The organism is Paraburkholderia sp. (genome assembly GCF_026225065.1).
In the GTDB taxonomy this organism is placed as follows: domain Bacteria; phylum Pseudomonadota; class Gammaproteobacteria; order Burkholderiales; family Burkholderiaceae; genus Paraburkholderia.
On sequence record NZ_JAMFSB010000055.1, the window covers coordinates 1 to 21,878 of the forward strand.

Here is a 21,878-nt window from a genome sequence, read left to right on the forward strand (position 1 = left end):
TCCCGAGCAGCGTGCCGTCCGGCGCGTAGCAATGCACGCCGTCGAGCGCACTGGTCCAGAGGTTTCCGTACTCGTCCACACGCATGCCATCTGGAACGCCCTGCTGAATCTCAACGAACACGCGAGCATTGCTCAGTTTGCCGCCCGCCACATCGAGAACGCGAATGTGGTGTGGTGCACCCTCGATGTGTGAGGCCGCGGAATCCGCGACATAGAGGCGGCTCTCGTCCGGCGAGAAGGCCAGTCCGTTGGGCTTGACGAAATCGTCGGACACCAGCGTGACTTCTCCGCTGCCTGGCGTCACGCGATACACGTTGCAGTGGCCAATCTCGCTGTCGGCACGGCCGCCTTCGTAATCGCTGAGAATGCCGTAGTCGGGGTCCGTGAACCAGACCGAGCCATCGGATTTGACGATCACGTCGTTGGGCGAATTCAGCCGCTTGCCTTGATAGGCGGAAGCGAGCACGGTGATGCTGCCGTCGTGCTCGGTACGCGTCACACGGCGCGCGCCGTGCTCGCAAGTGACAAGCCGTCCTTCGCGGTCACGCGTATTGCCGTTGGAGAAATTCGAATTTGCGCGAAACGTGCCCACACCCATGCCGGGCGCCCAACGCAGCATGCGGCTGTTAGGAATGTCGCTCCAGACGATGTAATCGCCCGCCGGGAAATACGCCGGGCCCTCGGCCCATAGACAGCCTCCGTATAGCTTTTCTAGCTGCGCGTTGGGCTGCAGTAATGCGCGAAAGCGCGCATCGTGAACTTCAAAGTCTTTAGGTTCCATTGTCTTTGTCTTCCCATTGCACTTGATAGTAAGCCCGGGTTAACCGAAGGTCGGGCCGTTGCGTTTGGCAGTGCGTTGCTAGTAGCGCGCCGAGCGCCCGCCTGCCGCCACCACGACGACAATAATCAGCAGGCCGTACGCAATCGAGCGCATGCCTGCACCCGCGCCCAACGCGTTGAGCACGGCATTGGTGAGGAACAGGAACATCGAGGCGCCCCACACACCGATGACCGTCGCCCGGCCGCCCGTGACCTGGGTGCCACCGATCACCACCACCGCTATCGAGATCAGCATGTATTCGACGCCCATATCCAGCGTCGCACCACCCGACACGGCGGCAAGCAGCACACCTGTGAGCGCCGCAATGCCACCGGACAGCATGTACACCTTGCAACGCGTCGCCTCGACACCCACGCCCGCCAGCCACGCCGCTCGCGGGTTCTGGCCAACCGCGGAAAGCCCGCGGCCGAATACCGTCAGATGCAACAGGACGGCAATCACTACCGACAACGCCAGGGCGATCAACGCGAGATGCGGCACTCCGAGCAGGTGGCCGTTAGCAAATGTCTCCAGCGCGACAGGCGGCGCATTCATGCCGCTGCTTTGCGTGATCGCAACCGACTGAATGATGAAACTCGACGACAACGTCGCGATGATCGGCGGGATTCGAAGCACACGAATCAGCAGATAGTTCGCGAGACCGACGACGACGCCGGCGGCGAGCGCAGCAACGAAGCCGGCGGCAATGCCGTACGCCCCCATCACGTGGACGGCGATCATGCCAGCGAGCGCGATAACGGATGGCACCGACAGGTCGATGTTGCCCGGCCCCGAGGTGATGACGAGCATCTGCGCAAGACCGACCAGCACCATGAAGACGCCAAACACGAGCGCGGTCAGTACGACGTTGCCCGCGATGGAAATCCCGAACACGACCGCGATAAGGATGCCAACGCCGATCGCGCCAACGAAGGACCAGACCCACGGCGCACGCAGCATTCTGAGCCGCGCAACGAGCGTCGGTTGCGCGTCGGCGGCGGAGCCTGTAGCGGATTGAAGCTCGGACTGCGGGTTCATCGGCGCCCCCCGCGTTGCAACAAGACCCGCAGCGACAGCACCGCAATCAGGATCACGCCTTGCATGCCCACCTGCCAGTCCGGTGAAATGTTGAGGAAGGCGAGAAACGATGCGGCCACGGTAAGCGTGATAGCGCCCAGCACAGCGCCCCAAACGGAGACCCGTCCGCCGACAAACTCGCCGCCGCCCAGTATTACCGAAGCGATCGACAGCAGCGTGTAGCGCAGTGCGAGGTTCGGATCGGCAGAGGTTGTGAGGCCGAGCAACGACAGGCCCGAGCACACTCCGAAGATACCGGCGACGCCGTACAGGATGGCGCGGCTCTTGACCATCGACCAGCCAAACCGGCTCATTGCCCGAGGATTGCCGCCCGCAGCTCTCACCCGCACGCCTGCCGACGAACGCATCAATAACAGATGCCCCACCAGCGCGATCACGACCGACCAAACAATCGGCGCAGCAATCAGGGGCGTTTGATACGTCATCAGGCTACCAAGCCAGAGGGGGCTGCTGCCACCAGGCGAAGGCAGAAGCAGCACTGCCAGCCCCGTCCACACAAAAGACAGGCCGAGCGTGACCACGATCGACGGAATCTGGCGGAATTCGATCAGTGCGCCGATCGCCGCATACGCCAGCACACACCCAATCAGCGCCACGATGCCGAGCCACGGCTCACGCACACACAAGGTCGCGCCGATGCACGCGGTCAGGCTGACGAACGCGCCGATCGACAGATCGAGATCGTTCACCGTGATGACGGCCAGTTGCGCGAGCGTCGCAAAGACGATCGGCACGGCAAGGTTGAGTAGCAGTCCCAAGCCGAAGTAACTGAACGTCGCCGGCTGCAGGATGAAGATAGGCACCAGAATCACCACCAGCGAAAACACCGGTAGCAAAGCCCTTAGGCGTGCATTTCGAACGTTGCGGACATTCAGCCCTGTCGCGACGGAAGGCGTCATGCGGCTTGCTCCTCGAAGCTGGCTGCGAGAAGTACTTCTTCGGTACATTCATCCGCGTGTAGCACGCGCGTAACGCGGCCCGAACGAAACACATAGGCGCGATCGCAGTACGCGAGTTCGTCGTTTTCCGTGGTGTACCAGATAAACGTGCGGCCGTTCGAGGCCTCGCTGCGCACGAGCTCATAGATGTCGCGCTTGGTGCCGATGTCGACGCCACGGGTCGGATCGTCCATCAGGATCAGGTCCGCGTCGGAGGCCAGGGCGCGCGCGAACAGTACCTTCTGCTGATTGCCGCCCGAGAGCGACAGGATGCCCGCACGGGTCGCGGCGCCGCGAATGCCGATCTTCGCGCGCCAGTCCTGCACGAGCTTGCGGACGCCATCGGCGTCGACCAGCCAGCGCTTGCGCAGACCGTTCGACGCGCCATAGAGCGAGCGGATCGCGAGATTCTCGCTGATCGACCAGAGCGGGAACACACCGTCGTCGGCACGATCCCCCGCGACAAACGCCACCCGCGTCGCGGCACCGCGGCGGGTGGCGTCGCGATAGATGGCGAGCAACGCTTCGGTTTGACCCTGCCCTGCGAGGCCCGCAAAGCAGACAATCTCGCCGCGCGCCGCGTTGATCGTGGAGCGCTTCGATGCAGTGGGCCCAACATGCCACGTGAAATCCGCGGCATTGCCATTGTCCTGCGCACGGGCAGCCTTTTGCGTTTGACGCTCGACGTCGACGTGCTGCCCCATCGCGCGCACAATCGCGTCCTGCGTCAATGTATCGCGCGGCAAAACCGCGGCCGCCATGCCGTCGCGCATCACCAGCACACGGTCCGCGACGCGTTCAATCTCGCCGAGCATGTGGCTAATCAGAATACAGGTGATGCCACGGCTCGCCGCCTCACGGATAAAAACCAGCAGCTGTCCGGCGGTATGCGCATCGAGACTGGAAGTCGGTTCGTCGAGAATCACCAGCTTCACCGGCGCCACCACCACGGTGAACGCTCGCGCGATCTCGACCATCTGACGTTGCGTCAACGTCAGGTCCGCGACCAGTTCATGGCCCTTCAAACCATGGCCCGGAAAAATCGCGTCAAGCTGTTCGGCCATTAATGCGGTTGCTTTCTTGCGCCACCCGCGTCCTTTGAGTTGCGGATGCAGAATGCACATGTTCTCTGCGATCGACAGGTTCGCGCACAGGGATAGCTCCTGGAACACGCAACGCACACCCGCTTCGCGCGCAACGTTGGCGTCGTAGTGGCTGACCGGCTGGCCCGCAACCGAGAGCGTGCCGTGATCCGGCGCGTAGACACCTGCGAGCACCGCCATCAACGTGGACTTGCCCGCGCCGTTGTGACCGGCGACACCAACGCATTCGCCGTTCCGAAATGCAAAGTCGATGCCGCTCAGCGCCTTGACCTGACCGAACGTCTTGCCGATGCCGGCAAGACCTATCAAGACCTCGTCAGGCATGCTGCCCGACGAGTCCGATGATTCATCGAATGAAACCGTCATAGATCCCTTCGTTGTGCCGACGACGGCCAGAGACGATGTCACGCATCGCCGCTAGCCTCTCGCCTTACTTCGAGTCGACGACCTTAAGCACTTCGTCGCGCGTGTACTCCTTGTTGGCAAGCTGACCCGGCGGCGTCTTAGCGAGCACGGAGTCGAGTTCGTCCGCCTTCACCTCAAGCAGCGGCATCTGGATATCGTGCGGCAGCTTCTTGCCGGCCAGCAGTTGCTGGGTGATCCAGAAAGCAAACGTCGAGCAACCCGGCGGGATCGTGACCGACAGCGTCTCGTAGTTGCCCTTCTTGCGTTGCTCCACCCACCATGCAAGCTCTTCCTGGCGATTGCCAAGAATGATGATCGGCGTCGGACGGTTGGCTTCGGCGAAGGCCTTAGCCGTGCCAAAGCCGTCGCCGCCCTGGTCCACGACACCATCGATTTTCGGCAGCGTCGGCAAGATACCGGCCACCTGCTTTTGCGCTACCGTCTGGGTCCAATCGCCATGCACGGAGCCGACGATCTTCAGCCCCGGGTACTTCTTGAGCTCATCGACGATGCCTTGATGGATTTCGTCATCTACGGACACGCCGGCAAGACCTCGTATCTCGAGCAGATTACCCGTGCCGTTCAGGCGTTTCGCCATATAGTCGACCTGCATCGAGCCGAGTTTGCGGAAATCGACCGTGATGCGATACGCACAAGGCTCGGATGCAATGCCGTCGAACGACACCACCGTCACCCCTGCGCCGCAGGCCTGCTTGATGACGCCATTGAGCGCGGTAGGCGAAACGGCATCCACAGCAATGCCCTTGAAACCCTGCAGGATCAGGTTCTGCATTTGCTGCACCTGCTCGGTGGCCTGATTCTCCGCGGTAGTAAAAGTGGGCGCAGCGGCGACCACCTTCTGCTTGACGGCTGCATCGGCGACATTCGACCAGCTCTTGAGCATCGCCTGACGCCAACTGTTGCCCGCGTAGTTGTTCGAGAGCGCGATTTTCAGCGACGAGGTGTCGCCGCTCGCTACCTGTGCACCGGCTGTATTGGCAATGCTGACGCAAACCACAGCGGCAAGAATGCCGCAGGCCACTTTCGATCTCACGTGATGTCTCCGTTTTGGAATTGTAAAGAAGCAGATCTGAGGTGCTGGGGGCGAACGGAAGCCGCGGGCACCGTCCGCTCCCCGGAAAGTCTAGTACGAGGGAAGACGTTATCCAATTGCGTATTCCGCGCAACCGATTCCCGCTGGTTATCGGTTCGACAACGTAAACCCTGATCGGAGGCGCGCATTGTTCTAAGCCTTCAATGCCGCGCGCAACGCTTCGAGAAACCGCAGATAGGCTGTCGCGCCTGGATCGGCATGCCCGATGCTGCGCTCCTGCACCCACGCTGCGCGCCCCTTCTTCGATTGCAGGCTCGCCGTCGCCGTTACTTGCTCCTGCGACTTCGCAATCATTGCGTCGAGTACGACGTCAGCAGAGCCGGATGTGGCTTCGAGCGTATCGAGGCTAGGCACGAGCGCGTCGAGCACGGTCTTGTCGCCCACCTGGCTCTTGCCGCGTTCGATGATCCGCCCTGCGACCGCACGCCCGATCGCAAGCGCATCGGCTTTATCGATCGCGTCCTTGCCGGTCACCGTCTTTGATGCAGCGAGCAGCCCGCCGCCGATCAGCGCCGCGAACGTCGACGGATTTGCCGTGGAAAATGCTTTGCCGGCGGCAAGCAAAAGTTCGGATACCGATGCTGTTTCCGGCAACGCGCCAATCACCTTGACGACCGCCGTCGATCCGGATTGCACAGTAATGCCGAGATCACCGTCGCCAAGCGCGGCATCAAGCTCGCGCAACTCTTCGGCATGAGCGGGTAGCGCGGTAAGCGTACGCGTGAGCAAGTCGCGCAGTTCAGTACAGGAAAGACTCATGACGTTCCCCTCTTTTCAGCTTTTCGACCAGTCATGAAAGAAAGGTGACCGCGCTGGCGCGGCGAGCAGCGCTTCGAGTTCGTCATCTACCAGCATGACGGTAATCGATGCGCCCGCCATTTCCAGGCTCGTAACGTACTCGCCCACATAAGAGCGCGCAATCGTCAAACCTTGTTCGGCGATAAGTGCGGCCGAACGTCGATAAAGCAGATACAGTTCTTCTAAAGGCGTAGCGCCGAGGCCGTTAATTAGCACCGCCACGCGCGAACCTTTAGGCGCCGCAAGATCGCGCAAAATTTCGTTGGTAAGCCGCGTAGCGATTTCATCGGCCGTTTCCAGTTTGCCGCGGTGCGTACCCGGCTCGCCGTGAATGCCAATGCCAATCTCCATCTCGCCTTCGGGCAGCGTGAAGGTCGGCTTGCCCGCTGCGGGCAGAATTGTCGGCGACAAACCCACGCCCATCGTGCGGCACTGGTTGTTCGCCTTCGCCGCAATGCGCGCGACCTCCTCAAGCGAATCGCCGCGCTCCGCCGCCGCGCCCGCACACTTGAACACGAACACCATGCCCGCCACGCCACGCCGGTCAGCGCTACGTTCGCTGGGCGCGGACGCCACGTCGTCGGTCAGCAGCACGGTCTTTACATCGATGCCATCCGGCTCCGCGAGGTCTGCCGCGAGATCGAAGTTAAAAACGTCGCCGCCGTAATTGCCATACACATAGAGCACGCCCACGCCGCCGTTCACCGCTTTGGTCGCTTCGTAAATCTGCTCGGATGATGGCGATGAAAACACGTTCCCTACCGCCACACCGCCGCATAGTCCTTCGCCCACGTAGCCGAGAAAGCCCGGCATGTGTCCCGATCCACCGCCCGTTACGATGCCCACGCGGCCCTGCTTCGGCGCATCCGCGCGCACAAGCGCGCGGCGGTCGGCCGTTGCCGCCTTGATCCAGCCCGGATGCGCGATCAACAGCGACTCGATGATCTCATCGACGAATTGATCGGGCTGGTTGATGATCTTTCTCATGCGTGTCTCCTGAATGAGGTTAGTTCTTGCGGCGCTGACTGAGCGCATCGAGCATGACGGCGGCGAAGATAACGCCGCCCTGAATGAATTGTGTCCAGAAGGGATTGACGCCGAGCAGCGACAGGCCGACGTTGATCACGCCGATCAACACCACGCCAATGAACGTGCCCACGATCGAGCCGCGGCCGCCCGCGAGCGATGTACCGCCGATCACCACGCCAGCGATCACCTGCAATTCGAGTCCGTTTGCCGCCGACGGCAATGCCGAATTCAGCCGCCCTGCGAGCACGATGCCGGCGATGGCCGCGGTCACGCCTGCGAGCGTGTATGTGAGAAAGATCACGCGCCCGACAGGAATGCCCGCGAGCCGCGCCGCTTCCTTGTTGCCGCCCACTGCGAACACCTGATGTCCAAACGTGGTCTTGCGCAACAGAACGTGACCGACGATGAACACCACCAGCATCACGAGCATCGGTGCGGGAAGACCTGCCACGCTCTTCGCGCCGAATGCGGTGAACGAATTGGGGAAATCGAACTTGGTGCGGCCATCGGAGATGGCGAGCGTAAGGCCGCGCGCCATTGCCATCATCGCCAGCGTGACGATGAACGGCACGAGCCTGAACCACGACACCGAGAAGCCGTTCAGCGCACCCACGATCGCGCCAACCGCCAGCGCCACCGCGAGTCCGCCGAGCCCGAGCCCAACGTTCCCGGCCGCCGATCCAGCCATCACAGTCGCAGCCACCATGCCGCTCAGCGCCACAAGCGAACCGACCGAGAGGTCGATACCCGAGGTGATGATCACGAATGTGGCGCCCACCGCTGCAATGCCGACCACCGAGACTTGCACCATGACGTTGGTCAGCGTGCTGGTCGTCAGGAATTCCGGCGATGCGATCGAGAGCACTACACAGATCAGCACGAGCGCCGCGAATAGCGGCCCGATGCCGCTGCGCAATTGCCGGATGAGGCGCTGCGAGAACGCCTCCGAGTCCGCCTGTTTGGTTGTCGTGGACGTCATGCCCCTACTCCTGTCGTAGCCCATTGAATGACCGTTTCCGAATCCGCCTTGTCGCGAGCAATTTCCGTGACGATGCTGCCCCGGTACATCACCAGCACGCGGTCCGACATGCCGAGCAGCTCCGGCAGTTCCGAGCTGACCATGATCACCGCCGCGCCCGCTCGCGCCATGGAAACCATGTGCGCATAGATCTCCGATTTCGCGCCCACATCAATGCCGCGCGTGGGCTCGTCGAGCATGATGACGGCCGGATTCGTCGCGGTCGCACGCCCGAGAATGACCTTCTGCTGATTGCCGCCCGAGAGGTTGCCGGTGATCTGCATGACCGACGGCGCGCGCACGCCGAAGCGCGTGCTTGCCTCCTGCGCGAGTGCGCGCTTGCGTGCATTGCTGACGAAACCGCCTGTGGCGAGCGCCTTCAGACTCGATAGAGCAACGTTTTCCTCGATGCTCGCTTCCAGCACGAGCCCTTCGAGTTTGCGATCCTCAGCGGTATAGACGAGACCGTGGTGCACACCGTCGCTAGGCGATTTGATGCTGACCTTCTGGCCGCGCACGATGATTTCGCCTTGCGTCACCGGCAACGCGCCGAAGATCGCCTTCAGCAATTCGGTGCGCCCTGCCCCTGCGATACCCGCAATACCAAGGATCTCGCCCGCCCGCACACTGAGCGAGGCGTGCCGCACGATAGGCGGGCTCGCCAGATCGCGCACCTCCAGCACAACCGGACCGTATTCGCGCGGCTCCCACGGATAGAACGATTCGAGGTTGCGCGCGACCATCGCCTGGACCAGCTCCTGCTCGGTCCATTGCGACATCGGACGAGAACTGACGGTCACGCCGTCGCGCATGACGACGGCAGAATCCGCCAGCTCGAACACTTCTTCCAGGTGGTGCGAAATAAAAATGATGCCCATGCCCGCCGCACGCAAACGGCGCACAACGGCATACAGGTTCGCGATATCGCCGCGTTGCAGTGCGGCGGTAGGCTCATCCATCACGAGGATGCGTGCCTCGCGTGCGACCGCTTTCGCGACTTCCACGAGTTGCCGCTTGTTGAGCGGCAGATCGCCAAGGCGCATTGACGGCGACACGCTCTCGAGCCCGACTTGCGCAAGCGCCTTGCGGGCATCGTCATTCGCTTCTCGGCGCTTCACGAAGCCGCCTTGCGAAGGCATGCGCCCGAGGAACAGGTTTTCCGCCACGGTCATGTCGTTGACCAGCGACAGCTCCTGATAAATCACTGCGACGCCCGCATCGATTGCGGCGTGCGTCCCGCGCCCGAGCGGCACCCCGTTGATCGCAATGCTGCCCTCATCAGGCTCGTACGCACCCGACAGCGTCTTGATCAGCGACGATTTGCCCGCGCCGTTTTCGCCGACAATCGCCATCACGTGACCGGCTTCCAGCGTCAGGCTCACGCCGCGCAACGCCTTCACGCCCGGAAAGCTCTTGACGATGCCTTCCATGCGCAACAACGGCGCATGACCACCCGGCGTGGCAGCTCGCCCGCTAGCCACCTCCGGCACATTCGTTTCGGCACTCATGTTCGATTCTCGTCTGGCTTGAAGCATGCGGCCCGCAACGCGGGCGCGCATGTTCGCATTTACAGATTACTGGCTGACCTGCAGCGACCAGAGGCCGTACTTCTTGGTTTCATCGGAGTCGATATTCGACTTGTCGATCAGCAGCGTCGGCCACGCATAGTTGGCGGGCACGTCCTTCTTCGCCTGGTAGTCCGTGATGAAGCTCAACGCCTTGGCCGCCATTTCGATCGGGTTCTGCGAGATTGTCGCGTCCTGCTTGCCCGCGCGGATCGCCGACAAAGCCTGCGCCGTGCCGTCCGCGCCGATCACCATGATGTGATCCTTGTCGCCGAGCGGCTTGTAGCGATTCGCGTTGTCGATGGCCTTTTCCGCGCCCACCGTGTTGTCGTCGTTCGCGCCGAACACCGCATCGATCTGCGGGAATTTCTGCAGAATGTCCGTCATGGCGTTAAGCGACTTCTCCTGGTCGAACGCGCCTTCCTGACGTGCCACGACCTTGATGTCCGGATACTTCGCGATTTCGTCGGAGAAGCCTTTCTCGCGGTCAGTTGCAGCGGTCGTGCCGACGAGGCCGATCAGGTCGACCACATTGCCCTTCGGCGATCCGTAACGCGTCTTCAATTGATCCGCGATCCACTTCGCGCCTGTCGCACCGAGGGCGACGTTATCCGATGCCACGAACGAGGTCACCTTGCCGCCGTCTGAGCCGCGATCGAGCATGAACACGGGAATGCCCATGCTGTTAGCCTTTTCCACGGCGGGGATGATTGCTTTCGAGTCAATCGGGTTCAGCACGAGCGCATTCACGCCCTGGCTCAGGAGGTTGATCGCGTCATTGACCTGCTGCTGGGCGTCGCCGTTCGCATTGGTCTGCACGAGGTCGAAGCCCTGATCTTTAGAGCCCTTTTCCACACCCAGCTTCAAGCCGACAAAGAACGCGTTGTTCAGCGTGGAGACCGAGAAACCGATCTTCGTCTTGCCGCCCGCCGCCGGAGCAGCACTTGCCATTGCCGCTGGTGCGCTTGCGCCCGCATCGCTTGCCGCCGTGCCCGAAGACGACGGCGATTCGCTCTTCGAACAACCTGCCAGCACCGTAGCCGCACACAGGACCACCGTCCCCGCTGTCGCGCCGAGCTTGCCCCATGCATCGAATCTTCCTGAATTCCAAGCCATGTCTGTCTCCGTTTTTCACATTATTAAGGCGGTTTTGCTACGCGTTGCAGATGTAGCGTGTGATGCAACGATCAGTTCTACTGCGTTCTCCTCGGACCATAACTCCTGAACTTCTCTACGACGATCTGCATCTCTTCGTCCGGCAGCACGGGCGGCGTGCCAAGCTGGCACGCCAGCAGGTACTGCTTCGCCAGCACTTCGACTTCATGCGCGAGCCACAACGCACGCCCAAGATCGGGGCCGAGCGCGATCACGCCATGATGCGCAAGCAGACAGGCGCTGCGTTCCTGCAAGGCGGCGACGGCATGATCGGAGAGCGCCTGGCTGCCGAAGGTCGCATACGGTGCGCAGCGAATGGAATTGCCGCCCGCTGCCGCGACCATGTAGTGATGAGCGGGAATATCGCGGCCGTGAATGGCGAACGCGGTGGCCGCTGCTGAATGGGTGTGAACGATCGCATGCGCATCCGGCCGCGAGTCCAATATGTCGCGATGAAAGCGCCACTCCGACGAGGGTCTGGCCTGGTCGAGCACCGGCGACGGCTCCTTGATATCCATCGGCAACCAGACAATCGAGCTTGCACGCAGTTGCGCAGTGGGAACGCCGCTAGGCGTGATCAGAAAGCCGTCGAGCCAGCGCGCGCTAACATTGCCCGACGTGCCTTGATTGATACCCAGGCGCTCCATTTCGCGTACGGTATGGACGATCTGTTCGCGCAACGCGTTATCGTTCATGCCGCGTCTCCTTCCATGGCGAACAGTGTGGCCAGGTTTTGCGCGAATGGCGCCTGCACGATGCCGCGTTCGGTGATAAAGCCGGTCACAAGCTCGTGCGGCGTTACATCGAACGCGGGATTGCTAACCTTCATGTTTGCAGGCGCGATGCGCTGGCCATAGAGGTGCGTGATTTCATCGTCACGGCGTTGTTCAATCACGATCGAGTCGCCCGTTGCCGTGTGCAGATCGAGCGTGGATGACGGACAGGCCACGTAGAACGGAATGTCGAAATGCCGCGAGACAATCGCCAACGCCAGCGTGCCGATCTTGTTGGCGAAATCGCCGTTTGCCGCGACGCGATCCGTGCCGACGATCACCACGTCGACGAGTCCTTGCGCCATGATGGAGGCCGCCATGCTGTCGGTGATCAACGTCACATTCACGCCGGCTTGCTGCAGCTCGTAGGCTGTGAGACGCGCGCCTTGCAGCAGCGGGCGGGTTTCATCGGCGTAGACGCGGAACTTCGTGCCTGAGGCGTGCGCCTTGTAGATCGGAGCGGTTGCTGTGCCGAGGCCAGTCGTGGCGAGCGCGCCCGCATTGCAGTGGGTCAACACGCCGCAACCTTCGGTGATCAGCGGCAAACCATATGCGCCGATGCCTTCGCACAGCGCGCGGTCTTCCTCGTGGATGGCGACGGCTTCGTCGATCAATACGCGCAGCAGCGATGCCGGTTCGCTCGCAGGCGACGCGTGCGCCGCCTGAAGCATGCGCGTGAGGCTCCAGCTAAGGTTGACCGCCGTGGGCCGCGCGCTGTCGAGATACGCCGCCTGCTTCGCCAGTTGCGCGCGAAACCCGGCTATCGTTAAATGGACGCTCGCACGCATCGCCACGCACAACCCATACGCCGCCGCTACACCGATGGCCGGCGCACCGCGCACCCGAAGCTCGTGAATGGCGCGCCAGACTTCCTCGGCTGTCGTTAGCTTTTCAACGACGGTTTCGTGCGGCAGACGCGTTTGATCGAGGATCGACAAGCCGTCGTTTTCCCATGCAATGGTCGCTGGAAGGTTCGGAATAGACGGCGTGGAAACCATGCGTGCTCCAGAGGCATCACGGGTTGAGATGGAATGGGCGCAGGTCATGAGGCAAATCCAATCTCCCGCGCGAGACCAATGACGTCTTCTATGCTCGTCAGCGAGGCGCGCTCCATCAGCAGCGTCTCCGCACACTGCAGGCAGCGCACTTCGATCGCGGCGCGCGCGGCGTCGTCGGTAATACGTGTGATGTCTGCTACTTTTGCCATGCCGACGATCCGCCGGATCATCTTGCATCCTGCAAAGCCGAGCGTGTCCGCGAACAGTTGTTGCATAAAGTGCGCCCTGAACGCATCGGCACATACGCGACTCGGGTCGTTGCCTATGAAGTGCGTCTTGCTGCGCCCTTCGTGATCGCGCCAAAGCGCCTGGAATTTTGCCGAGAAGCCAGACCAGATGTCGCACACCTGATCGAGCAACCACGCCTGATACGGTTCCGGCGAAGCGCCGTTGACGCGGCCATGCCAGTCCCTCGAGAAATAGGCGAGCAGCAGATTGGCGATGATCGCGCCAACGTCGAACGCCATCGGTCCGTAGAAAGCGAACTCGGGATCGATCACATAGGTCTCGTCTTCATTGACCATGATCGAACCTGTGTGCAGGTCGCCGTGAATCAGCGTCTCGGCCCGGTTCATGAATGCCCACTTCATCTCGCCAACCGCCGCGCGCAATTCAGGCGTGTACCGTAGCCGGTCAATGGCCGCGCGTGGCAACGCCGCGCTATAGACGTTCGAAGAATGGTCCTCGAACGGATACGTAAATACGAGGTCTTCAGTGATCCTGCATAGTTCGCCGTTGACCGCGGCGGCCATGGCCTGCTTCTTGATGTCGGGTGCGAGAAAGAGATCTGAGCCGAAAAACAGCGTGTTGGCGAGAAACGTGGAGAGATGATCGGCGAGCTTCGGATACACCACACCATTCATGAGCCCCTGGCGCAGAATGCAATGCGATGACAGCCGCTGCATCACCATCAGGAACAGTTCGCTATCGGCATGGTAGACCTTCGGGACGTGCTCCGGGCACAGCGCCCCGAAGCGCCTGAGGGCTGCGACCTCGCGCTCGAGCCGCTCGCGCGTGAGCGGCCAGGCCTTGCCTACAAGCCGCAGAAACGGCGGCGCCTGCTTGACCACCACGCTCTTTGCCGGCGTCCTCGCATTGCTCGCGAAGTAGACGTAGTTCAGATTGCCGTCACCGACTTCGGCAATATCCAGTTCGGCCGGCTCGCCGAGCAGCTTGTGTACAACAGGAATGCCTCGCAAATACGCCGATAGCTCGGACGCATTCAACGCCTCAAATTCCATGGTGCCTCCTCCGCGATCGACCCAACCGCGCGCCCGCTATCAGTGGCGCTTGCGTACCAGGTCGAACTTGAAGATGCTCGTGTTGTAATAGTCGTTGCTATAGCAAAGCGGCTCGCCGCTTTGATCAAAATCCACTTCGTCCAGCAACAGGAACAACCCAAATCCTTCGCCCAGTTCGGGCAGATCACGCGGCGTCAGGATGGTCGGCTGGATCGATGAGTGCGTATGCGAGAGTCGCCTCCCGGTGCGGTAGAACATGGCGAACAGCGATTCGCCTAGCTCGCCGTTCGCGGCATCGAACACCTGCTTCGGGACAATGTCGATGCAATACGCCGCAACGGCATCATCAGCCCTTCTGACCCGCTCGATCCGCACACACGGATCGCCCGCCTTCAGTCCCAGCTTTTCCGCCAGACTTTCCGATGCCTCGATATGCTCAATCTGCAGACGACTGGTTGACGGCACGGCGCCGACGCTCTTGATCATATCGGTCACAGACATCAGATCATCGAGACCGCCTTGCAATTTCAACGAAACTTGTCTGATGAAGGTACCGCGCCCCTGCACGCGCGACAGCAGCCCGTGCGAGATCATCTGCGCCACGGCTTCACGCAAGCTCGAGCGTCCCACGCCCAGCAATTCGCAAAGCTCGATCTCCGTAGGGATCTGATCGCCGGGTTTCAGGCCCTTCTCGCGAATCATCGCGAGAAGCGAATCCTGAATCTTGTCGCTCATCGACCGTTCTACGCTCAGGCGCATACGCAGGCCCATCCGTTGTTCTTTTTTAAAGAATACATCAGACGTCTGATGTTTTTCTCAGGATTTACCCTGGCCGATGCAGCCATGGCGCGTCGGAGAGCCGGCCCTCAATAAACTCCTTGAGCAGTCTGACCCGTTCCGGCAAATGCGCCCGGTACGGCGCAATCCACTGAACGTCAGAGTCCAGTTTCGCGTAGTCACACAACACGTGAGTCAGGCTCCCGCTCTGAATGTGCGCGTAGACATCCCAGTACGGACGAAGCGCAATCCCCGCTCCACTCAGTGCCCAGTCGCGCAGTGCCTCGCCGTTGTTGCTGGAAAGCGGGCCCGAAACGCGCACGTCGATGGTCGACTCCTCGGCACCCTGCGGCGATACACGATTCAGGCGCCACACGTACGATGGCATGTCGCGTTCGAGCATCAACAGGCAAGTATGGCGCGAAAGATCAGCGGGCGTCTGCGGCACGCCCGCACGCTGCAGATAGTCGGGCGCCGCCACCATCACGCGGTTGTTCCGCGCAAGGGTATGGATGATCCATTGTGTGGACAGCGGGCGCCACAGCCACACAGCAGCGTCGAAACCCTCCGCCTGGAGATCGGGCAGCGTGTTCCGAAGATGCAGTTCGATCCGAACGGATGGATACAGACGCGAGAATGCGTCGATGACAGGCGCCATCCACTGTCGACCAAAGCCGACGTTACACGCCAGCTTGATCAGACCTACCGGCGTGGTACTGAAGTCTGCGATGCGGGCCTCAAGGCTTTCAAACCCCGCAACCAGTTGCATGGCCTGCTCACAATACAGATCGCCTTCAGGCGTGGGCACGACGCTGCGGGTTGTCCTCCTGAAGAGACGCACTGCCAGTTGAGCCTCGATCTGCGCAAGCCGCTTGGTGATGGCTGCGCCGCTCACCCCCAAACGCCGCGCCGCACCGATCAGACTGCCCGTTTCCCGTACCGCCAGCACCAGCGCCAGGTCCGCTCGCTCCAGCATTCCTAACCTCAGGTTAATAAAGAAGTGAGCCATTATGGTATTGCAAGATCGCAATCAGGCGCCAAGAATGTATTGATGCAGCGGCGATGAATGCGGCGTCGCAACAAGATGCTGCACGGCGCGCTTAAATGATGCGCAACGCCACTATAAAGACGGAGACAAACATGGAACTCAGCTTGCCGTCAGCGCTGCGAAGTAATTACGCGATCATGGCGAGAATCGACCGGTTGCCCAGGTCGCGTCATCTGATGAAGATCGTCGCGCGAATTGCTGCGGGCGGCTGGTTCGAATTCTTCGAGCTATTTATGCCGGGCTTTATTTCGTTGGGTCTGATGCGCTCCGGCATCTATACGATCGCCAACAAGGGCTTGCTGGATGTTCATAGCTTTGCCAGCTTTCTCGCTTCGTTCTTTATCGGCATGTTTCTTAGTACTGCTGCTTTCGGCGCGGTGTCCGACCGCTTTGGACGGCGCGCGGTGTTCGTATATTCGATGATGGTCTACTCGGCATCGCAGTTTGCGGTGGCTGTTCTTGGCGATCCGTTGTTGATCGATCTGGCGCGCTTCATCGCCGGCTTTGCCGTCGGCATGCAACTCGTGAACAACGATTGCTACGTCACCGAGCTGACTCCCCGGGCGAGCCGCGGCCGCTACATGACGACTTCGTACATCTTCGTGCTGTCGGCCATTCCAGTGGCGGCCTTGCTTGCTGCGATCCTCGTGCCGCTCGATCCGTTCGGAATCGCTGGCTGGCGGATCGTCGTGATGATCGGCTCGGCTAGCGGCCTGATTGTTTTCCTGCTGCAGCGCGGTTTGCCCGAATCGCCGCGCTGGCTAGAAGTCCACGGCCGGGTGGAGGAAGCCGATCGTGTGGTACGTGAGATCGAACAGGCTGTGGAAAACGAGCGTGGCGAGCCTTTATCCGCGCCTGATCTGAGCGTGCCGGATCCGATCATCGAAAAAGGGCGATGGAGAGAAATCTTCAGTCGCTTCTATCTGTCACGCACGATCATCGTGTCGCTGTTCCAGTTCTCGCAGACCATCGCGGTGTTTGGCTTTACCGCATTCGTGCCAGTGCTGCTTATCCAGCACGGCTTCTCGATCGTCCACTCGCTCAACTATTCGCTCGCGATCGTGCTGATGGCACCGGTCGGCGCCGCCGTAGGCAGCTATTTTTCCGAACGTATCGAGCGCAAATGGCAGCTCGTTTTATGTGCCTGTCTGATCGGAGCGGCGGGAACGCTGTTTGCCACGGGCCACAATGTGCCGCTGATTGTTTGCACAGGTGGACTGATCGCGCTTGGCAACAACTGGATGATTGCCATCTTTCATCCCTATGCGGCGGAACTCTTCCCTACGCGCATTCGTGCCCGCGCCATTGGATTCACCTTTTGCTGGAGCCGCGTGAGTTCTGTTTTTGTGGGCTACTGGGTGGGCGATCTGATGGCCAGTTATGGTCAGCGTGGCGTGTTCCTCATGATTGGCGTTGCCATGGCCGCAATCATCGTTGGTATTGGCGCGTTCGGTCCGCCGACTAACGGCCGCAGCCTTGAAGAGCTTTCGCCATGAATCGCATCAATCATTAGACATCCTCATTTTAACGGAGAAAGACGCATGAAAATAGGTATTCTGGAAGGCGACGATATTGGCCATGAGGTCGTGCCCGAGACAGTGAAAGTGATGCGAGCGGCTGCTGAAGTGGCCGGTCTCGAGATCGACTGGCATCCCGTTCCAATTGGCCGCAAAGCGTACGACACGCTCGGCTATACGTTGCCTCCCGGTACATTGGAAAGGCTTGAGGCGCTCGACGGATGGGTGCTCGGACCGATCGGACATATGGCTTATCCGAAAGTGCCTGAGGCAGTCAATCCGCATCCGATCTTGCGCAAACACTTCGATCTGTTTGCGAATATCCGCCCTTCCCTCTCGTATGCCGGCATTGAGTCGTTGCATCAGAATGTCGATCTTGTCATCGTGCGGGAGAACAATGAGGGGTTTCAGCCAGACCGCAATGTTGTGGCCGGGTGTGGAGAATTTCGGCCTACTCATGATGTGACCATTTCGGTGCGCGTGATCACCCGCGCTGGGTCATCGAAAGTGTTGCACGAGGCGTTCAAGCTGGCACGATCGAGACGCAAGCAGGTGACCGTGGTTCATAAGGATACGGTGTTCAAACTCGGGTGCGGCATGTTCGTTGAGGAGGCCAAACGCATTGCGGCAGAATATCCCGATGTGGTCATGAACGAAGCGATTGTCGATACGTTCGCGATGCGTCTCGTGATGACGCCGCAGAAGTACGATGTAGTCGTCACCACCAATATGTTTGGCGACATTCTTAGCGATGAGGCCGCGGGACTTGTTGGAGGTCTCGGTTTGGCGCCGGGGCTCTCAGCTGGACCGCGACATGCGATGGCTCAGGCCACGCATGGGTCGGCCCCCGACATTGCGGGTCGCGGCATTGCGAATCCGTACGCGATGGTTATGTCTGGGCAGATGCTGCTTGATTGGCTCGGACGTAAGCATGACGTCGCCAAAGCAAGCGAAGCCGCTGTGCTGATTGAGAAAGCTGTGAGCACCGTTATGCGTGAGAAGCGTTCGCTTACGGCCGATCTGGGTGGGACCAGTAAGACTCATGAGATGGGTGACGCTATCGTGCAGGCCATTGGGCAAAACTAGTCGGTGCAGAAGGGGCTTCGAGGTTTGGACGCAGGGACCCGTCGATTCACTCAGGACGGTTGCGGCCAAGCCGGTGGTGCTTCGCACCTGATCATCGTCGCGTTGGCCTTTTCAACCGTGAGGTTAACTGAGCGTGCGCCGTGCGGTCGCGTGCGATGACGCGTACCTGCTGGCACGGTAAGCAGCTGACCGGAGCGCAGGTCGACCGATCCATCATCGAAGTCGATGATGAGCACGCCTTCGATGACCAGGAATGTTTCGTCGGAATCGGGGTGCAGGTGCCAGAAATAGGGTCCGTCCATGACGCTCAAATGAACATCATGGTCGTTCACGCGAGTTAGAACCTGATTTGAATAGCCTTCAAGTGTGCCACCCGCGAGCGCACCCATGTTGATCGGTTGGATCATGTCGTCTCCCGTGAAGCTCGGTTGGACCAACACTGCACGGCGCAGGCGCACCGCGTGTTCCATACTCCCAGCATAGCCCGCGGTTGAAGCGCTCACTAAGCCAAAAATTCTCGTGAGTATGTGAGCGGAATTGACCGGTCACGGCAGATCGAAACTGCTTGGGTTGGGTTCGATGATGGCGGAATGGTCAGGCAGTCCGAGCAGCGTCGTTTATCAGGGCGTTGCTTCGCATCCACTGCTCGAGCCCGCAGACCGCGATACCCCGTTGCGCGTTGAATGTGCTTTGCTGATTCCAAGCAACACCGCGCCCTTCCGCAAAAACGACGCGGTACTTCCGCAGAGAATCATGGGGTTCCTGGGCCAGTTTCAGCTTCAATTCATCTACGCTCCAATCATTGCGAAGGACATCTGTGCCCATCAATCTGTCGACCGTGTCCGCCAGTTGACGATAAGTCACCGTGTCACCCGCGATATGCACGATCTGATTGGTAATTCTCGGCTCCGAGAACACAATCTCCGTCGTCAGGGCGCCGATGTCCTCCGACGTCGTCACCGTCACCGCGTTGTCCCAACCGCCTAATGCGTTCACGGTGTTCTGGGCCAGATCCACAACGCCGAAGGATGGTTCGAACAGGAAGCTCGTAAACATGCCGGCCGAGACAATGACCCATTCGGTCTGCACTTGCGAGCGGAGAAGATCGCGCACGTCGAGTTGTTCGTCGAACAGATCCTGCGCGCTTCCTCTACCGATCACGTCATAGTCGACGCCGAATTGCCAAGGGAAATACCGTTTGACTCCGGCATCCAGCGCGGCTCGGGCGAGTTTTAGTTGTACGCCCGGACCGCCGACAAACCCGGTGCACGAAATGACGGTATCGAACCGTCGAAAAATGTCGGCGATTGCAGCGCCCGATTGGTCTGCAAGATCTCCTGGAACGATTTGGATGCCTAATGAGCGAAGCTCTGCCACGTCCTTCTGTTTGACTGGGTCCGTGGATTCAATCGTCGCCGGGCGGAGTAGCACTGCCACGGGGATGGCGGCGGGCGCCGTTCGGCGCACAAGCGTGCGCAGTACAGCCATGCCAAGTTCGCCTGCGCCTAGAACGAGAATGCCGTTGTCATGCAACATATGCGTTACCTCTTTAGAGAAGCGGAGTTGGGTAGAAGCGGAGTTCGCGACCGGACTACGCAGCACACGCTTTGTGCTGACCGGAGAGTCGGGTCGTCGAATGATCAGGAGTGTAGGGGCGCACAGGCGTCGCATTGTTCGCCGTGGCGGAATACAGAAAGCATCGAGGTCAAATCAACCGGCTCTGCTCGCAAGCCGGACAGGCTCGTTGAGCTGGAACGTCCGGCGGTGACGGTATGATGGGTCTCCTTCAAGCTGCCGGCCGTGCTCTGCTGACGACCAGACCAAGGCGATCGCGCATGGACAAACTTCTGGCAATGACCACCTTTGTACGTGTCGTCGAGGCACAAAGCTTCAGCAAGGCAGCGGAGACGTTGTCGATGCCTCGATCGTCCGTCACGACAGTCATCAAGAATCTGGAGGCCCATCTTGGCACGCCACTGCTCAGGCGGAGTACCCGAACGCTAAGCCTGACCGATGCGGGCGCGCGTTACTTCGCATCGTGCCAGGCCATTCTGTCCGACATTGCGAAAGCGGAGATCGACCTCTCTTCTGACGCAACGACCCCACGCGGGCGTGTGCGAGCAGGTATGCCCGGCCTGATCGCCCGGGCGATCGTCTTGCCGAGGCTGCTCGAGTTCGAGAAGCGTTTTCCGGACATCGAACTAGTGCTTGGGCTCAGTGACCGACCCGCCGACCTGATCTACGACGGCATTGATTGCGTCATCCGCACTGGCGAACTGACGGATTCGACACTGGTTGCGCGTCGGCTTGGGCAACTTGGTTGGCTAACCTGCGCGTCGCCCGGCTATCTCAGGGAGCATGGCGAGCCCGATTCGGTGAGCGCGCTGGGCGCTCACCGCGTAGTCAACTACATATCGAATGCGACCGGCCGGCCGCTTGACTGGCGCTTCAAGGTTGACGGTGAAGATCTTGCGATCGCGATGCAAAGCCGCTTTTCCATCAACGAGACGGAAGCCTATTTGCAATGCGGTCTGGAAGGGCTGGGGCTGATTCAGATATCACGATTCGCAGCATTTCCATACCTGCAAACCGGACGGCTCAAGGAAGTGCTCGCTGACGCTCGATGCTCGCCGGTGCCGATTTCCATCGTCTATCCACTCGGCCGAAATGCAACTGCCGCGATCAAGGCATTTGTCGATTGGATCGTCGAGATCTCGACGACTGCTTCATTTCAATGACATGTAGTCCGAAGCACTATCAGGAAACAGGCGCGCGCACGGAAAGTCGATGAACGCGCGCAACCTCTGGGCGTCCGCGCTCGCCCGCCCGGTGACAACGAAGCCTCAACCGCGGACCGCCACAGTAACCACAACGAGAGCCGAGAAGATCAGCGCCGGAGCGAGATGCCGGAACGGCTCCCGATTTCGTAGCAGTGTGAAAAGAGCGCCAATCATGATCGCACCGGCCAGCGTTAAGCCCAAAACTCGGGTTTGTTGTCCAAGCAGAAGTGCTGCACTGAGCAGCTCGAGAGCGCCACAGAGCAAACGAAACCATGCCGGGTAACCCCAGCGTGCGAAGTCGCGCTTCACCGCGCCGCGTCCTGCGAGATTGACCACCCCCGCAACGGCGAACAGAACCGCTACGATCGTCGCGAGAATCGATCCAAAAGATGCAATGTTTAACGCCATCGTCATGCTCCGTTGCTTTGCTGAAAATGCTTCTGTACAGAGAGGTCCGCAATCAGGCCCGGGCCGTGGGGTTCCCACGCAAGAACTCGCCGGGCATGCTGAGCGCTTACCGTCTGGTCGAGCGCCAGTGCGTCAGCGAACGGTCCA

Annotated in this window: 21 protein-coding genes; 3 read left to right on the plus strand and 18 right to left on the minus strand. The window is 60.5% G+C overall.

Translation table 11 applies throughout. The features are described 5' to 3' along the window. The 15 genes from M0954_RS04330 to M0954_RS04400 form a co-directional block, all read right to left on the minus strand. Window positions 1–781 (minus strand): SMP-30/gluconolactonase/LRE family protein (locus M0954_RS04330; RefSeq protein ID WP_297351817.1); only part of this gene is annotated, 781 nt, incomplete at its 3' end. Window positions 782–859: 78 nt separating this feature from the next. Continuing rightward, a complete protein-coding gene (locus M0954_RS04335; protein WP_297351838.1) occupies window positions 860–1,780 on the minus strand; it encodes an ABC transporter permease in 921 nt (306 codons plus the stop codon). 74 nt (window positions 1,781–1,854) lie between these two features. Further along, on the minus strand, window positions 1,855–2,817 hold the full coding sequence (locus M0954_RS04340; RefSeq protein WP_297351819.1) for an ABC transporter permease: 963 nt from the start codon (window positions 2,815–2,817) through the stop codon (window positions 1,855–1,857). After that, window positions 2,814–4,283 (minus strand): sugar ABC transporter ATP-binding protein, encoded by a 1,470-nt coding sequence (locus M0954_RS04345; protein WP_297351840.1) that lies wholly within the window; start codon window positions 4,281–4,283, stop codon window positions 2,814–2,816. Before M0954_RS04345 ends, M0954_RS04340 begins: the two co-directional genes overlap by 4 nt. A 106-nt stretch (window positions 4,284–4,389) precedes the next feature. Continuing rightward, window positions 4,390–5,394, minus strand: a complete 1,005-nt coding sequence (locus M0954_RS04350) for an ABC transporter substrate-binding protein (RefSeq protein WP_297351842.1) — start codon at window positions 5,392–5,394, stop codon at window positions 4,390–4,392. A 216-nt stretch (window positions 5,395–5,610) separates the two neighbouring features. Then, on the minus strand, window positions 5,611–6,237 hold the full coding sequence (locus M0954_RS04355; protein WP_122156475.1) for a DAK2 domain-containing protein: 627 nt from the start codon (window positions 6,235–6,237) through the stop codon (window positions 5,611–5,613). 15 nt (window positions 6,238–6,252) lie between these two features. Next, complete coding sequence (locus M0954_RS04360) at window positions 6,253–7,263, minus strand: dihydroxyacetone kinase subunit DhaK (protein WP_297351821.1); 1,011 nt, start codon at window positions 7,261–7,263, stop codon at window positions 6,253–6,255. Between the two features lie 19 nt (window positions 7,264–7,282). Further along, window positions 7,283–8,284: an ABC transporter permease gene (locus M0954_RS04365; RefSeq protein WP_122156477.1), complete on the minus strand. Its 1,002-nt coding sequence runs from the start codon at window positions 8,282–8,284 to the stop codon at window positions 7,283–7,285. Next, on the minus strand, window positions 8,281–9,831 hold the full coding sequence (locus M0954_RS04370) for a sugar ABC transporter ATP-binding protein (RefSeq protein WP_297351823.1): 1,551 nt from the start codon (window positions 9,829–9,831) through the stop codon (window positions 8,281–8,283). The genes M0954_RS04365 and M0954_RS04370 overlap by 4 nt, the downstream gene beginning before the upstream one ends. 66 nt (window positions 9,832–9,897) lie before the next feature. Then, window positions 9,898–11,004, minus strand: a complete 1,107-nt coding sequence (locus tag M0954_RS04375; protein WP_133894488.1) for a substrate-binding domain-containing protein — start codon at window positions 11,002–11,004, stop codon at window positions 9,898–9,900. Window positions 11,005–11,081: 77 nt separating this feature from the next. Continuing rightward, entirely contained in the window at window positions 11,082–11,738 is a 657-nt protein-coding gene (locus M0954_RS04380; RefSeq protein WP_297351824.1) for an L-fuculose-phosphate aldolase, read from the minus strand. Beyond that, window positions 11,735–12,814 carry an S-methyl-5-thioribose-1-phosphate isomerase gene (mtnA, locus tag M0954_RS04385; protein WP_297351826.1) on the minus strand — a complete coding sequence of 360 codons (1,080 nt, stop codon included), beginning with the start codon at window positions 12,812–12,814 and terminating at the stop codon, window positions 11,735–11,737. The genes M0954_RS04380 and mtnA overlap by 4 nt, the downstream gene beginning before the upstream one ends. A gap of 44 nt (window positions 12,815–12,858) precedes the next feature. Next, on the minus strand, window positions 12,859–14,115 hold the full coding sequence (mtnK, locus tag M0954_RS04390) for an S-methyl-5-thioribose kinase (protein WP_123386066.1): 1,257 nt from the start codon (window positions 14,113–14,115) through the stop codon (window positions 12,859–12,861). Window positions 14,116–14,154: 39 nt separating this feature from the next. Further along, entirely contained in the window at window positions 14,155–14,850 is a 696-nt protein-coding gene (locus M0954_RS04395; RefSeq protein WP_297351828.1) for a GntR family transcriptional regulator, read from the minus strand. Window positions 14,851–14,938: 88 nt separating this feature from the next. Beyond that, the gene (locus tag M0954_RS04400; protein ID WP_297351830.1) at window positions 14,939–15,868 is read right to left on the minus strand and encodes a LysR family transcriptional regulator; all 930 of its coding nucleotides are present in this window, start codon (window positions 15,866–15,868) and stop codon (window positions 14,939–14,941) included. 164 nt (window positions 15,869–16,032) lie between these two features. Between M0954_RS04400 and M0954_RS04405 the strand changes: the two genes are divergently transcribed. Together M0954_RS04405 and M0954_RS04410 are read left to right on the plus strand one after the other, a co-directional pair. Beyond that, a complete protein-coding gene (locus tag M0954_RS04405; RefSeq protein ID WP_297351832.1) occupies window positions 16,033–17,436 on the plus strand; it encodes an MFS transporter in 1,404 nt (467 codons plus the stop codon). Window positions 17,437–17,481: 45 nt separating this feature from the next. Then, window positions 17,482–18,543 carry an isocitrate/isopropylmalate dehydrogenase family protein gene (locus M0954_RS04410; protein ID WP_123386069.1) on the plus strand — a complete coding sequence of 354 codons (1,062 nt, stop codon included), beginning with the start codon at window positions 17,482–17,484 and terminating at the stop codon, window positions 18,541–18,543. Window positions 18,544–18,593: 50 nt separating this feature from the next. Here the strand turns inward: M0954_RS04410 and M0954_RS04415 are convergent, their stop codons facing one another. Continuing rightward, window positions 18,594–18,950, minus strand: coding sequence for a cupin domain-containing protein (locus tag M0954_RS04415; RefSeq protein WP_122159226.1), 357 nt, complete (start codon window positions 18,948–18,950; stop codon window positions 18,594–18,596). Window positions 18,951–19,137: 187 nt separating this feature from the next. Beyond that, window positions 19,138–20,079 (minus strand): aromatic alcohol reductase, encoded by a 942-nt coding sequence (locus M0954_RS04420; protein WP_297351834.1) that lies wholly within the window; start codon window positions 20,077–20,079, stop codon window positions 19,138–19,140. Window positions 20,080–20,378: 299 nt separating this feature from the next. Between M0954_RS04420 and M0954_RS04425 the strand changes: the two genes are divergently transcribed. After that, window positions 20,379–21,281, plus strand: a complete 903-nt coding sequence (locus M0954_RS04425; RefSeq protein ID WP_297351836.1) for a LysR family transcriptional regulator — start codon at window positions 20,379–20,381, stop codon at window positions 21,279–21,281. Window positions 21,282–21,386: 105 nt separating this feature from the next. Here M0954_RS04425 and M0954_RS04430 read toward each other — a convergent pair whose 3' ends face one another. Continuing rightward, window positions 21,387–21,737: a DoxX family protein gene (locus M0954_RS04430; RefSeq protein WP_122156488.1), complete on the minus strand. Its 351-nt coding sequence runs from the start codon at window positions 21,735–21,737 to the stop codon at window positions 21,387–21,389. Window positions 21,738–21,878 lie beyond the last annotated feature (141 nt).

Excerpts from the sequence above, each read along its gene's own strand:
- M0954_RS04355 (WP_122156475.1), bottom strand. The coding sequence starts at position 6,237 with ATGAGTCTTTCCTGTACTGAACTGCGCGACTTGCTCACGCGTACGCTT.
- M0954_RS04400 (WP_297351830.1), bottom strand. The coding sequence starts at position 15,868 with ATGCTGGAGCGAGCGGACCTGGCGCTGGTGCTGGCGGTACGGGAAACG.
- M0954_RS04380 (WP_297351824.1), bottom strand. The coding sequence starts at position 11,738 with ATGAACGATAACGCGTTGCGCGAACAGATCGTCCATACCGTACGCGAA.
- M0954_RS04365 (WP_122156477.1), bottom strand. The coding sequence starts at position 8,284 with ATGACGTCCACGACAACCAAACAGGCGGACTCGGAGGCGTTCTCGCAG.
- M0954_RS04360 (WP_297351821.1), bottom strand. The coding sequence starts at position 7,263 with ATGAGAAAGATCATCAACCAGCCCGATCAATTCGTCGATGAGATCATC.
- M0954_RS04335 (WP_297351838.1), bottom strand. The coding sequence starts at position 1,780 with ATGCTGCGTGCGCCGTGGGTCTGGTCCTTCGTTGGCGCGATCGGCGTT.
- M0954_RS04425 (WP_297351836.1), top strand. The coding sequence starts at position 20,379 with ATGGACAAACTTCTGGCAATGACCACCTTTGTACGTGTCGTCGAGGCA.
- M0954_RS04375 (WP_133894488.1), bottom strand. The coding sequence starts at position 11,004 with ATGGCTTGGAATTCAGGAAGATTCGATGCATGGGGCAAGCTCGGCGCG.
- M0954_RS04410 (WP_123386069.1), top strand. The coding sequence starts at position 17,482 with ATGAAAATAGGTATTCTGGAAGGCGACGATATTGGCCATGAGGTCGTG.
- M0954_RS04430 (WP_122156488.1), bottom strand. The coding sequence starts at position 21,737 with ATGACGATGGCGTTAAACATTGCATCTTTTGGATCGATTCTCGCGACG.
- mtnA (WP_297351826.1), bottom strand. The coding sequence starts at position 12,814 with ATGGTTTCCACGCCGTCTATTCCGAACCTTCCAGCGACCATTGCATGG.
- mtnK (WP_123386066.1), bottom strand. The coding sequence starts at position 14,115 with ATGGAATTTGAGGCGTTGAATGCGTCCGAGCTATCGGCGTATTTGCGA.
- M0954_RS04405 (WP_297351832.1), top strand. The coding sequence starts at position 16,033 with ATGGAACTCAGCTTGCCGTCAGCGCTGCGAAGTAATTACGCGATCATG.
- M0954_RS04395 (WP_297351828.1), bottom strand. The coding sequence starts at position 14,850 with ATGAGCGACAAGATTCAGGATTCGCTTCTCGCGATGATTCGCGAGAAG.
- M0954_RS04420 (WP_297351834.1), bottom strand. The coding sequence starts at position 20,079 with ATGTTGCATGACAACGGCATTCTCGTTCTAGGCGCAGGCGAACTTGGC.
- M0954_RS04370 (WP_297351823.1), bottom strand. The coding sequence starts at position 9,831 with ATGAGTGCCGAAACGAATGTGCCGGAGGTGGCTAGCGGGCGAGCTGCC.
- M0954_RS04340 (WP_297351819.1), bottom strand. The coding sequence starts at position 2,817 with ATGACGCCTTCCGTCGCGACAGGGCTGAATGTCCGCAACGTTCGAAAT.
- M0954_RS04415 (WP_122159226.1), bottom strand. The coding sequence starts at position 18,950 with ATGATCCAACCGATCAACATGGGTGCGCTCGCGGGTGGCACACTTGAA.
- M0954_RS04345 (WP_297351840.1), bottom strand. The coding sequence starts at position 4,283 with ATGCCTGACGAGGTCTTGATAGGTCTTGCCGGCATCGGCAAGACGTTC.